The sequence below is a fragment of the Candidatus Magnetaquicoccus inordinatus genome (assembly GCF_004217665.1).
GTDB classification, from domain to species: domain Bacteria; phylum Pseudomonadota; class Magnetococcia; order Magnetococcales; family Magnetaquicoccaceae; genus Magnetaquicoccus; species Magnetaquicoccus inordinatus.
This window is the reverse complement of sequence record NZ_RXIU01000043.1, coordinates 1-13013: the sequence shown is the minus strand read 5'-3', so window position 1 is coordinate 13013 and position 13013 is coordinate 1. Positions and strand designations below refer to the sequence as shown.

The following is a 13013-nucleotide window of genomic DNA, read 5'->3' as shown; positions in this document are numbered from 1 at the left end:
CGAGCACGTATCGCATTGAGCTTGCGTCGTTCGGCCGCAGAGATTGCCTCTCCGTTGCTGGGAATGGGATTATGATAATAGCGGCGCAACAGTGCCAAATGTTGCCGTTCGGCCGCACTCAGTGGTTTTTCCCCGGGACGCACCAGACGCAGGTCGGCAGCAATATCCACCAGACGGTCGCCACTGGCAAAGCGGGAGGTGCGATCAGCTCCCGTACTGGAGGTGCGGCCAGAGGAGGTAACAAAAGAGGAAAAATCGCCATTTTGTGGTTGATCATTACTGCTGAATCCGCCCCGCCACCCCGCCCAGACCACCGGACGAATCCGCTCGCGGTAGGCGGCCAGAGGCACAATATCTGCCGATTGTGCCCGTTCTGGTGAATCCAGTACATAGACCGCGCCATCCGGCAGACGCGCCAGCAAAACCACATGATAGATTCCCTGAGCCGTCAATGGACGCAGGGTGACTACCCGCAAGGCTGCTTCATTAAAACCGGCATCGCGCAACAACAACATTTTACTGACCGCAAACTCCACACATACCCCCCCTTTGCCAAAGGCTTCACGAGGGGTTTGCCAGGCATTTCCATGGTCGACATAACGCAGACGTTGGTTGATAAAGGCGTGTGCAGCATGCAGTTGTTCTTTGGGCGGCAGAAGACGCAGATGGGCGACCTGCTCTGTCCAACCGGGGGGGTGTTGTTGGTCATGGCGGGAGATCAAACGCTGCAGGCGCTCGCTGCGACCGCTATGATCCTGAGAGGGTAAGCGATTGTCCAGAAACAGATCAGCGGTCATTCGCGCAGGAGGCTCACTGCTGCCGATTTTGTTGGCCTCCAGCCAGCCTGGCCAGAGCAGTAGCCAACTTCCCAGCAGAGCAACTGCTCTGCTGGATGGTTTCCACATTGGCTTTGCTGTTGCCATCGATCAATCAGGAGAAGAGCTGTTTGGCCAGAGATGGTTGCTGATTGGCTTGTGCCAACAGTGCGGTACTGGCATTCTGCACGATGGAATGGGAGGTCATTTTTGCCACCTCATCGGCCATGTCGGCATCACGAATTTTCGAGCGGGCCGAATGTAATTCGATGGAAGATTGCGATAAAGTATTTGCAATGGCCTGCAGGCGATTTTCAAACGCACCGATACGGGTACGTTGTGAGGCGATATTGGCAATGGCACTGGACAGGGTGCCGATAGCAGCTTCAGCATCGCTTTGGGTCAAGATGGAGGGGGGATTCAAAGAGGAACCGTCGGCAGCCGACCACCAGGCACTGAACACCCCTTCGCGGGAGCTCAATTGGGCGCTATTGTCATTGGTGGAGAGCCATTGCAAGGTTCCCGTACTGCCGAGCATGCCACCGATTTCAATCTTTTTGCCGTTCATGGAGCCATCCAGCAGCTTTTGATTGTTGAAGGTGGTATTGTCGGCCAAATGATCCAGTTGCGCTTTAAGTTGATTAAGCTCATCCTCCAACGATTGACGATCACCGGTTCCGGCGGTACCGTTGGCTGCTTGTACCGCCAGCTCCCACATGCGTTGCAGCAGGAGCGCTCCTTCTTGCAGACCGTTATCGGCTACCTGGGTCATGGCGATGGCATCGTTGACATTTTTGAACGCGGTGCTGCGTTCGCGAATGGCTACTTCCATACGGGTGGAGATGGCAAAACCGGCGACATCATCCTTGGCGCGATTGAGACGTAAACCGGAAGCCAAACGCTCAAAAGAGTTTTTCAAGGAGTCGTTGGCACGATAGAGATGATAGGCCGTGGTTGAGGCGGCGCTGTTGCTGGTAATGGTGATAGCCATGGTCGCACTTCCCTAAGATTCTTGGTTATCAAAATATTTTGCCCGGTATTGCATACACACAATTGCCACCTCACGACGACCAACCGGTGGTCGCAGGTATAGAATTGCCGCACAACAGCCATAACCCGGATGAGGGGCTGGTGGGGCAAAAACAAGCGCGATGGCAACGACAGCAGATGTGGGTCGATTAGGACCGGCAAGATGGTTTCATCGTTGAAACCTCCCTGTTCAGGCAAAACGGTTTCCATCCTTGGATAAAAGTGGGTTGCTTGTTTTACAGGGTCAACCCGACCCGTGCGGGATCCATAATGGGGGTGAGGGGAATCTCCGTCCACCTCACAGATCGACTAGAGCGATCAATGGCCATTTTATCGGTTGTTTGTTCTGGAAACTTGAGGAGATTTTCCTGGAGCAGGAAAAGGTGTAGGAATTATAGATGGATACATTGGGGAGAGTAGGATGGCTCGTTTAACGGCAGTTCAAGCAGTGATGGGAGTATTACGCAGTACGGCACCTTTGCAGTTACCCGCTTCTGCTGAACGTTTGTCAGGGCGCGATCGGGCTTTGGCCATGGAGATTGCCACGGGTACGCTGCGCCATTTGGCAACCTTGGATTATCTTCTGAAAAGCTGCATGAACCGACCGTTGCCAGACAAGCATCAATTTATATGGGCTGTATTGCGTACAGCACTGTATCAGGCGCTCTATCTGCGTATTCCAGAGCGGGCGGCGGTTTATGAAGCGGTGGAGCTGCTCAAAGGACGGCGGGAAGAGAGTTGGAGTGGTTTTGCCAATGGGGTATTGCGTGCGGTTTTGCGTGTAGATCGTCAGGCTTTGTGGCAGGAAATCAAGAATCCGCAGCAGCGTATGGCGGTGCAGGAGTCCTATCCAGAGTGGTTGGTTGCGCGCTGGTGGCAGAGGTTGGGTGAAGAGGGAACCCGGCGTCGTCTGCAGGCTGGAAACCAGATTCCTCCTTTGACGGTGCGGGTCAACACGCTGGCGACTACGACAGAGCGTTTGCTGGAGGCGTTGGCAGAACGTGTGCTGGTACGTTCAGCCTCTCTGGAGGAGGCCATCACTCTGCGACCGGGAGAGGGGGCGGTGGAAAAAATACCCGGTTATGGCAATGGCTGGTTTGCGGTTCAGGATCAAGCGGCGCAATGGGTAGCCCCATTGTTGGCGCCACAACCAGGGGAGTGCATCTTGGATGCCTGTGCTGCTCCTGGGGGCAAGACCGCCCATTTGGCGGCGTTGGCGGGCAATCAACTGCGTTTGACAGCCGTAGAAAAAGATCCAGCGCGTTTGCCACGTTTGCTGGAGAATATGCAGCGTTTGCGCGTGCAGGAGGTAGAGATTGTTACAGGAGATGCCGGAGATCCCGCCTTGTTGGCTGGGCGCAGCTTTGATCGGGCTTTGCTAGATGTGCCGTGCAGTGGTACAGGGGTGATTCGTCGCCATCCAGAGATCAAATGGCGCCGCCAACCGGAGGATCTGCAGCGTTTGTGTGTGGAACAGCAGCGCATTTTGCAAGCGGTAGCAACCCGGGTAAAGGTGGGGGGAACCTTGGTTTATGCCACCTGTTCTTTGGAGCCTGAAGAGAATGAACAGCAGGTTGAACATTTTCTCAGCCAGCATCCCCAGTGGCGTCGTCAGAGTGTGCGACCGGCAGGTATGCCTGCGGATGAACGGGGGGATCTGCGGATAGAGATGGGGGAGGCCGATTGTGATGGTTTTTATGCAGCCTCTTTGCAGCGGGTCGGTGAATGAGGACTCTTGCTGGGGCGATATTGGCTCTGTGCCTCTCTGCAAGCCTGCTTGGTGCGGCATGGGGAGCTGGTTTGCGTGAGGGCATGCCGGTGATTCGTGGTTTTTATCTGGGCATGCCGATCAAGGAGGTGATGGAGCTGGCCAAGTTTCGTCTGGAGCTGCAGTTGCTGCGCGAGGAGGAGGGATATTATACCTTTGGCCTGCTTGCCGACAAAGGTTGGCGCGCCTTTTCCGATCTGCGCACCCGCAGTATGACCGATGATCTGCTGGTGCAAACCGATCGTTCCGGCAAAGTCAGCGCCTTTTGGATGAGCAGCACTTTATGCAGGCGCTTGTTGCCGCAGGCAGAGAGAGTCTCTCTGCAACAGTTTGTGAGCCAATTTGCTGCAGAATATCATCTGCCTCCCTGGTCTTTCAGTGGTGAGTGGCGGGGTTATGGTTGGTATGCTTTTGAGCAGCCACGACTCTACAGCATGAAAATCGATACCTTGTGGCGATTTTGGATGGCGCTATCGACTCCAGAAGCAACAGACAAATAAGCGTTTTTACTCTCATGCTCTATTCCGTGCGACGATTGCGCTGTTGCAACCAGGAGAACAGACGACGCAAACCCAGCAACAGATCATCGATATAGGTATAGACTACCGGAATAAACAGCAACGACAGCACCGTCGAGGTCAGCAGACCGCCGATCACCACCACGGCCATCGGTGCCCGAAAGCTTGGTTCTGCTCCCAGACCAAGGGCCACTGGCAGCATGCCGGCGCCCATGGCAATGGTGGTCATGACAATGGGACGTGCCCGCTTTTGACAAGCATGTACCATCGCTTCCAAACGCGATAAACCCTCCTCGCGGCGGATCATCACCGCATAATCCACCAACAGAATCGAGTTTTTGGTGACGATACCCATCAGCATCAGGATGCCGATTACTGCCGGCATGGAAAAGGAGTTGCCGGTAGCCAATAATGAGATGAAAGCGCCACCCAGTGAAAAGGGCAGGGCAGCCAGAATGGTGATCGGCTGCATAAAATCGTGGAACAGCAACACCAGAATCATGTAAATGCACAAGATACCGATGGCCATCGCTATTCCAAAACTGCTGAACAGTTCGGTCATCCGTTGGGCATCTCCCTCCATGGGATGTTTCACCGTTGGCGGCAGATTGCGTAAAGCAGGCAGTGCCTCCGCCTCTGCCATCACCTGACCAATCACCCGGCTACCCAATTCGACATCGATGGCGGAGTTGCGCAGACGATCCATACGGGTAATCTGAGCGGGTCCACTGGCCATTTTGATTTCGGCGACAGCGGAGAGGGGAACAGTCCCCCGCTTGGCCGCTATCGGCAACTGGCGGATGGCGGCCAGATCCTGGCGCCAGGGTTTGTCCAAGCGTACCCGAATCGCCAGTTGACGTTGCGGAAGGTTTAATTTTGATAACATGACCTTATAATCACCAGCAGTTGCAATACGCACGGTGCGGGAAAGGGTGTCACTGCTGATACCCAGATCGGCGGCGCGGGCAAAGTCAGGAAGAATGTGAATCTCTGGTCGTTGCAGGGAGGCGGCAGAGGTGATATTGCCCAGCCCTTTCAAGGTGCGCAGATCGTTTTCCAGATTGCGGATTGCATCGTCCAAGGCGTCGGGATCATCGCTGGCCAGGGAAACACGCATTTTGGCTCCGGGTTCGCTGGAAGCGTTGGCAACCCGCACGCCAGGCAGGTTGCGTAACAGGGTACGGATCTCTGCTTCGATGGCCAACTGACTGCGTGCGCGTTGCGAGCGGTGGGTCAGATTGATGGTCAGGGTTGCTTTGCGCACATCACTGCTGTATCCCCCTCCCAATGGTCCTTGATCGGCGCTGGCAGCGACACCGATTGCAGAAAAGACCCGCAGCACATCGGGCATGGTTTGCAACAGGCGATTGGCCTGCAGGGTCACCTGTTCGGTATCGGCCAGGGAGCTGCCGGGAGCCAGCTCCAGGTTGATGACTGTTTGTGCCCGATCGGCTACCGGGACAAACCCTTTTGGCAGGAGAGGCACCAACATCAATGAGCCGACAAAAAAGGCGATGGCCAGAATAATGGTGATACGCCGATGGGTCATGCACCAGTGCACCCACCCCAGATAGCGGTGAATCCATGGGCTTTCCGGGGGATGGAGTGGCAAGGGGCGCAACAGATAGGCGGCCATCATTGGGGTGAGCAGGCGGGCGACCAGGAGCGATACCAACACTGCGGCGGCGGCGGTGACCCCAAAGGAGCGAAAAAATTTGCCTGGAATACCGCCCATGAAGGCGGTGGGCAGAAAGACTGCCACCAGGGTCAAGGTGGTCGCGATGACCGCCAAACCGATTTCGTCGGCGGCCTCCATGGCAGCCTGATAGGGTGATTTACCCATACCCAGGTGTCGGACGATATTTTCAATTTCAACAATGGCATCATCGACCAATACCCCTACCACCAGAGCCAGGGCCAGCAGAGTCAAGGTATCCAGGCTGAATCCGGACAGGCGCATCACCAAAAAGGTGGGAATAATTGATAACGGCAGGGCGGTAGCGGAGACAAAGGTGGCACGCCATTCACGCAAAAACCACCACACCACCAGAATGGCCAGAAAAGCCCCTTCGTAGAGCAGCTCCATCGAGCCTTCATAGTTATCCTGGACCCGTGCGACAATATTATAAGCCTCTTCAATGGTGACCTGTGGATGAGCTGCCTGGAAGGCGGCGACCGCCTTGCGCACGGCATTGGCCACGGTCACCTCACTGGAGCCTTTGATGCGGGTGATCTCAAAGGCGACGGTGGGTTTGCCATCGAGCAGGGCGATGGTGGTGGGTTCGGCGATACTATCCTTGATGGTGGCGATTTCGTTGAGGCGGATGCGTCGGCTATCATTCAGGGCAATTTCCAACTGTTTCAGGGGTTCGACAGAGGGAAGCGCACCCAGGGTACGTACTGCCTGTACCCCATTGCCCAGATCACCGCGACCGCCGGAAAAATCCTGTTGCACCCGTTTCAGTTGGTTGGAAATCTCGGCAGCGCTGATACCCAGTGCCGCCATGCGCAGCGGATGCAGATCGATCTGGACCTCCCGATCCACCCCGCCGATGCGGGCAAACTTGCCGACTCCTGGAACCGCCAAAATAGCTTTGGAAAGATCATTATCCACAAACCAGGAGAGGTCGCTCATATCCATGGCGGCAGCATGGACCGCAAAGGTAACCAACCCTTTGCCGCTGGTCGTGACCTTGGAAATGACTGGGTTGTTCATCTCCTGGGGCAGATCGGTACGCACGGTATCGATGGCATTGCGCACTTCGTTGAGGGCGACTTCGGAATCTTTGTCGATAACAAATTCAATTGCAATAACGGCCGAACCGTCGCTGATGTTGGAACGCACATGCTCCACGCCACCCAGAGTGGCGATGGCATCCTCCATTTTGCGAACAATCTCCGTCTCCATTTGGGTAGGGGCTGCACCCTCCATGGTGGCCAAGACGGTGATGACGGGGACTTCAATATCGGGAAAATTTTGGATACCCAGGCCGCGAAAGGAGCCCAGGCCCAGCAGGGTCAGCAGCGCAAAGAGCAGGATGGCCGGAACGGGATTGCGGATCGACCAGGAGGAGACATTCATGGTTTGCGTTCCTGGTCTGAACTTGTATCATCGTTGACTTGCACCCGGTCCCCTTGTTTGAGGAAGGCGCCACCGCTGACCACCACACGTGCATCAAGTGGCAAAGGTGAGAGCAGCTCCACACGATCCCCGATATGACCTCCTGTTTGGACTTTCACCTGTTCGACATTTTGTATACCACTTTTTTCTTTGCCTGGGACGACAAACAGATAGTGGTTGCCGTCACGCAGCACCAGGGCGCTTTGTGGAACGGTCAGCGCCTCTTTTTGCCCGATGACAATATCGCCTTGCGCAAACATGCCGGCCCGTGCCGGACTCTCTTTGGGCAGATCGATATAGGCAATGGCTTTGCGATTGCTGCTATCCAAGGTAGGAGCAACCAGACGTACCACTCCTTCCAGTTGTTGACCATCAGTCAGGGTCAGCCGCGCTTTTTGTCCGGCCTGTATGCTGAGCATCTGTTCGGCGGTCAGTTCGGCCCGCCACTCCAGGCGATTTTGCCGCAGCAGGCGCAGCAACTCCACGCCCGGCTGCACCACACTGCCCAAGGTAGCCGTGCGCGCTGTGATGATGCCATCATCGGCCGCGAGAATTTCAGTCTGTTTGAGACGCACCTCTTCCGCCAGCAGGGCAGCTTCGGCAGCCAGGAGAGACGCCTTGGCACTTTTTTCGGCAAGCAGATATTGGGTAATCTGTTGTTCGGAGAGTGCACCACTGTCTTTTACTTTGCGCGCACGTTCGGCATTGGCCTGGGCCTCATCGCGTCCGGCTTCTGCTTTGGCAACATTGGCGCGCTGCTGGTTGCGACTGGCTTTGACACTCTCTTGGGAGAGCAGAATCAGCCGTTGTCCGCGGCGTACCACGCTACCGACATCCACCGCCAGCTCGATAATGGCCAAACCCCCGATTTCAGCGGCAACCACCGCCTCTTGCCAAGCAGTAATGGCGCCACTGCTGCTTTCGCTCACAGTCCAGGGCAGGGTTTGTGGGGGAGTAGTCCGCACGCTGAGCACAGGGGCTGGAGGGGCGGCCAAAGCTGCATGGCTGCCCAAGAGAAGCAGTGCCGCAGAGCACAGCCAGGGGCGACAGGAACGAAAAATGGAGATCACGGCTCATCTCGTTGGTTTGAGGGAGAAGAGGGGGAAGATGGTGTGTGTTCCGCCTGCCAGCCACCTCCCAGGGATTTGTAGAGGGTGATCCAGGCTTGCACACGTTCGCGCTGCAAGAGAAGCTCTGCCCGTTGTGCGGCCAACAGAGCGCGCTGAAACTCCTCCATGGTCAAGCGACTGATACCGCCCTGTTGATGCAACTGGCTTTGTGCTGTCCATACACTCTGTTGTTGTTGCCTGCTGGCCTGTGCCGCTTGCAGGCGCAAACGGGCGCTATCCAGGGTGACCAGGGCAATTTCCACCTCTTCCACAGCGCTTTGTATGGCTGTTTGATAGCGTGCCACCGCCTGTTCATAACGTGCCTCTGCCTCTGCAACCCGTGCTTCGCGGCCACCACCATCGAGCAGCGGCAAGGTCAAGAGTGGACCCAGGCTCCATGGTTGGGTAGCGATTACTGTGTGAGCGGTTTGGATGGTGTTGAGGGCGATGGTGCCGGAGAGGGTCAAACGGGGCAAACGGTTGGCTGCGGCTTGTTCCCTGTCAGCCATGGCGGCGATGACCTCCTGTTCGAGCACGGCCAGATCGGGGCGTTGTGTGAGCAGATCGGCGGGCAGGCTGCGCACCTCGAAAGCAGCGGGCTGGGGCAAGTGTTCTGCGGGATCGGCAAGCAGTTGCCGCAGAGTGGTTTCATCCAGGCCGCTCAAGGTGACCAGGGATTTGACAGTTTGGGTACAGAGCGCCTCTTGGGCATGGACAGCAGCGTGGGCATCTTGCAGACGGGCCTCTGCCTGATACCGATCCACTGCTGCCTGCAGGCCGGCGTTGACGGCAATGGTGGTGAGCTGCGCGCTCACTTGTCGGGATTCGGCTTCCTGGTGGTTCAGTTGCAAAAGCTGTTGGCAGGCGCGGTATTGCAGATATTTGCCTGCCACTTCGGCGGCCAGGGTAATGCGGGCATCATGCCAGGCATGTTGTCGTCCATGCAGACGCGCCTCGGCCGCCGTTTTGGCATGTTGCAGCCCGCCGAACAGATCCAACTCCCATTTGGCATCCAGGCCGCTGTTGGTATTCAGGGCTTCTGGCAGGGCGGTGTTGGCCGTGCCTGGTTTGGTATCGCTGCGATCACCGACACGCTGGCTGCTGATGGAGCCATCCAAGCGTGGCAGCAGATCCGATTGTCGTTGTTGGGTGGTGGCACGCGCCTCTTTGATGGCGGCCACGGCCCGTTGCAGATTGGGATGGCTGGCATGAGCGCTTTCGATCAACAGAGGCAGGAGGGGATCGTCAAATTGTTTCCACCAATCAAGCAGTAGTGCATTGGAACCGTCATGGGGCAGACGGGCCTGCCATTGCTTGCTGTGCGGTTGCAAGAGTTCGCTGGGCCATTTGGGCAGGGACAAGGAGCAGCCGCCCAATGATAGAAGTGCAGTAAGTAAAAAAAGCAAAAATATTTGTTGTGGAACATAAATTGAACGCATAACATTCCAAAGAGCTAAAAGAGTGTGCCGAAAACAGATAGTACAGAATGACACAAACGGGTTGATTCGGTGTGCAGAGGCTCGACAGTCCATTCCCGCATATTTTGTACCAGATACTCTGGTGTGCAATCAAAAAAATGCGACACCAGACATTTTTTGTGAATTATGCGGAGCGTGTACCGAGAACCTATATGGTTTATACTCTCCTTTTATCGCGACAACTGGAACTGTAGTCCAGGTTTAGCCTGCAGGGCCAAAAGCTGCCAACCATGTGCGCAGGCAATCTCCTTGCAAATAGCCAAACCGAGCCCGGCGCCATGGTCACGCCGATGCGCACCACGCCAGAATCGCTCAAACAATAGAGGGAGATCTGCATTATCGACGCCCGGCCCTGAATCCCGTACTGTCACCATGTTGTTAGCGATCTCCACGCTGACAGCCGTATTTGCAGGTGCATGTTGGATGGCATTTTCCAGAAGATTTTTCAGCAAGGTGAACAGTGCGCCGCGATCAGCTTGCCACAGTGCGTCATCGGTAGCAGAGACCGTCAAGAGTATATTGGCGCTTTCGGCCATGCGTTGCAGGTAGGCGATGACCTCGTCAACAATATTGTGTATCCGAACCTTGGTAAAGGTATAGTTGTGTACCTCGACAGCTTCCGCCAGAAGTAACAATTGTTGCACCTGTCGTGTCATATATTCCACGTCGTCCAATAGTGTGTTGCCGTTGCTCTCACCCAAATGGTGCAATTCAATTTGTGCTCTGATCAATGTGAGCGGAGTTTTTAACTCGTGTGCCACGTTTCCCAAAAACTCTTGTTGTGTGCGATAGCCTTGTTCAAGTCGTTCCAAGACCTGATTGAAGCTGTCAATAAGCGGTGCAATTTCTGCAGGAATTGCTTTTGTGTGCAGACGTGTGTGCAGGTAGCGTGGGGAGATTTTTGCTGCAGATTCAGATATATCGCGCAATGGTTTTAGGGTGTATCGCAAAGTGATGTAGGCAGAGACACCGAAGGCACATAGTAAAACGAGGCTGAAGAGCGCAATACCGGTTACCACAAGTGGCAAGGCAACGCGATGCAGGAGGTTCATCAGCCTCATGCTGGCGGCGACCTGCAAATACCAAATTTTTCCTTCATGTTTAACGGTACCGGTGCCCCCATACATGGTCAATTCATTGTGCTCGAAGCTGAAGCGTCCAGGTGCCAAACGCAGCAGATCTCCCTGGGTAGGCCAAAATGATTTGTCGATATTGGAGCGAATGATCATATTTCCTGCATCGTCTAAAATGCGATACGCTGTTTCTTGCTGGAGAGTTTCGTAAACCCACGTAAAATTATCTCTGCGCGCGTCAAAGCCAATGGGATTGCCATTATTGTCGAAGCGGATTTTATTTGCCATATCTTCTGCCAAGTTAGCGACATCAATTCGGGCAAGCAGGTCGCTTTGCAGTGCCACAACGGCGAAGATTACCACTAAGGTAATACTCAGCGACACGCCAGCGATATATGCCAACAACACTTTCAAGCCCAGGCTATTTATCCAATTCATTTTCACGTAGCGCATATCCGCAACCTCTTACATTGACGATATTCTGGCGTGAACCGATGAGCAGCAATTTGCGACGCATACGATGAATCGCTACATCGAGAGCGTTGGGGGTGACCATTTCACTGATTCCCCATGCTGCTGCCTCCAGCATACTGCGCCGCACGACCTCCTGATGGTGACGCAACAGCAGCAGCATGATCTGCATCTCTGCTGGAGCCAGTGCGACAGACTCTTTTCCACACCACAAGGCACCCATGCTTGGACGCAGGCTCAGGTCACCGGCCTGTGGATCGAGTGGGCGGCATTCACTGGGACGACGCAGCAGAGCTTTTACACGTGCCACCAATTCGCTCATGGCGAAAGGTTTGGGTAAATAGTCATCGGCTCCTGCATCAAGACCTTCCACGCGATCACGCAAGGCATCGCGTGCTGTCAGAACAAGGCATGGTATGTCCAACCCAGATGTGCGCATGTATTGCAATAGAGCCAAGCCATCACCATCGGGCAGACCTCTGTCCAGGAGTATTGCCTGATAGGGCACCTGAGCCATGGCCTCCCGAGCCTCATCCATACGACTGGCAATATCGCTGGCAATACCCTGTTCCAGGAGCCCCTGGCAGATCAATCTGGCAAGTCGTTCATGGTCTTCGACCAGAAGAATGCGATTCATTTTTATAACCAAAAATGTGAAATATATTAAAAACGATAGAGATAGCCAAGAAAGATATTATTTTCTGTGGATCGATCCACCAGTGGACTATCCTTGATCTCTGGGGCAAGAGCAGTCACTCCTGCATCCAGGATGATGGAATGATGGGGATCCAACTTGTAGACAGTGCGCAGAGCAAACTCCGGGCTGATTCCAGCGTTGCCTTTGTAGGCGGCACGTCCTGCGCGGATTTCGTTATCGCGCACGCCAAAATAGTAGTCGATATAGTTGCTATCCTGCCATTTTGCCTGCAGACGAGGGGTAAGCATCACCTGGTTATCGAAGCGCCATGTTTTGTCAATTCCCAGATTAAGCAAATGCCCATTGCTGTGACCGGAGAGATCCGTTGTCCACTCTGCGGTAATATTTGCTACACTGCTTTCCCATTTTGCTTTGGCTCCAGCCCAGACACCACCTTTACGTTCATTCATACCTGCAAGTTGCCGGGAGTCGTCGGACTCATAACCAGCAGAAAGAGCGTAGCGGCCCACAAGGCCGAAATGCAGCTTTTGCCCATCGTTGATACGGTAGCCAGGCAATTTAATTTCCAATCCTGGACCGAAAAGCCGGACATACTGATTTTCATATTGCAGGATGGGAATGGCTTTATACTCGCGTTTTATTCCGATGTATGGCTTTTGTTTGCTGACCGTGCCGATACCTATTCCCCACGAAGAGGGCTCCTCTCCTTGCGCTAATTTTGCCGCAAATACAGGGGAGAAGCAGATCAATGCGACAGTAAAAGCAGAGACTGAACGGGTGAGGCAAGTAGGCACACTTCTGAATAATGCTCGTGATAAAAACATGGCAGGCTCCTGGTTGGTTGTTGGCAAGTGGGATGTTGCCATACTTTCTCTTACGCAATACTTACCAAAAATGTAACTATTCAGGTTCGTGCTGGTTCGCCAGCTCTACCCCCATGGGGATGCTGTGCGGATTGGCGCAAAAATGCGCG

At 54.7% G+C, this 13013-nt stretch carries 10 protein-coding genes and 1 pseudogene; 3 read left to right on the top strand and 8 right to left on the bottom strand.

The genetic code is table 11. The features are described 5' to 3' along the window. Together EJP87_RS17690 and EJP87_RS05355 are read right to left on the bottom strand one after the other, a co-directional pair. Positions 1 to 905 (bottom strand): annotated as a pseudogene (locus EJP87_RS17690) (transglutaminase-like cysteine peptidase); the annotation flags it as partial. Positions 906 to 930: 25 nt separating this feature from the next. Then, positions 931 to 1806 carry a flagellin N-terminal helical domain-containing protein gene (locus EJP87_RS05355; RefSeq protein WP_130470830.1) on the bottom strand — a complete coding sequence of 292 codons (876 nt, stop codon included), beginning with the start codon at positions 1804 to 1806 and terminating at the stop codon, positions 931 to 933. A 459-nt stretch (positions 1807 to 2265) separates the two neighbouring features. On the opposite strand from EJP87_RS05355, the gene rsmB reads away from it, so the two are divergent. Together rsmB and EJP87_RS05345 are read left to right on the top strand one after the other, a co-directional pair. Then, positions 2266 to 3573 (top strand): 16S rRNA (cytosine(967)-C(5))-methyltransferase RsmB, encoded by a 1308-nt coding sequence (gene rsmB, locus EJP87_RS05350; RefSeq protein ID WP_130470829.1) that lies wholly within the window; start codon positions 2266 to 2268, stop codon positions 3571 to 3573. Continuing rightward, positions 3570 to 4112, top strand: a complete 543-nt coding sequence (locus EJP87_RS05345) for a hypothetical protein (protein WP_130470828.1) — start codon at positions 3570 to 3572, stop codon at positions 4110 to 4112. Before rsmB ends, EJP87_RS05345 begins: the two co-directional genes overlap by 4 nt. Before the next feature lie 19 nt (positions 4113 to 4131). Here EJP87_RS05345 and EJP87_RS05340 read toward each other — a convergent pair whose 3' ends face one another. The 6 genes from EJP87_RS05340 to EJP87_RS05315 form a co-directional block, all read right to left on the bottom strand. Continuing rightward, a complete protein-coding gene (locus tag EJP87_RS05340) occupies positions 4132 to 7212 on the bottom strand; it encodes an efflux RND transporter permease subunit (RefSeq protein WP_130470827.1) in 3081 nt (1026 codons plus the stop codon). Then, entirely contained in the window at positions 7209 to 8321 is a 1113-nt protein-coding gene (locus tag EJP87_RS05335) for an efflux RND transporter periplasmic adaptor subunit (protein ID WP_130470826.1), read from the bottom strand. Before EJP87_RS05335 ends, EJP87_RS05340 begins: the two co-directional genes overlap by 4 nt. Then, on the bottom strand, positions 8318 to 9799 hold the full coding sequence (locus EJP87_RS05330) for an efflux transporter outer membrane subunit (RefSeq protein ID WP_227657466.1): 1482 nt from the start codon (positions 9797 to 9799) through the stop codon (positions 8318 to 8320). The genes EJP87_RS05335 and EJP87_RS05330 overlap by 4 nt, the downstream gene beginning before the upstream one ends. A gap of 209 nt (positions 9800 to 10008) precedes the next feature. Continuing rightward, on the bottom strand, positions 10009 to 11364 hold the full coding sequence (locus EJP87_RS05325; protein ID WP_130470824.1) for an ATP-binding protein: 1356 nt from the start codon (positions 11362 to 11364) through the stop codon (positions 10009 to 10011). Then, on the bottom strand, positions 11333 to 12019 hold the full coding sequence (locus EJP87_RS05320) for a response regulator transcription factor (RefSeq protein ID WP_130470823.1): 687 nt from the start codon (positions 12017 to 12019) through the stop codon (positions 11333 to 11335). Before EJP87_RS05320 ends, EJP87_RS05325 begins: the two co-directional genes overlap by 32 nt. A gap of 26 nt (positions 12020 to 12045) precedes the next feature. Then, positions 12046 to 12681, bottom strand: a complete 636-nt coding sequence (locus tag EJP87_RS05315) for a MipA/OmpV family protein (protein ID WP_265332103.1) — start codon at positions 12679 to 12681, stop codon at positions 12046 to 12048. Between EJP87_RS05315 and EJP87_RS18370 the strand changes: the two genes are divergently transcribed. Next, complete coding sequence (locus EJP87_RS18370; RefSeq protein WP_227657469.1) at positions 12659 to 12940, top strand: hypothetical protein; 282 nt, start codon at positions 12659 to 12661, stop codon at positions 12938 to 12940. The genes EJP87_RS05315 and EJP87_RS18370 overlap by 23 nt on opposite strands. Positions 12941 to 13013: the final 73 nt, after the last annotated feature.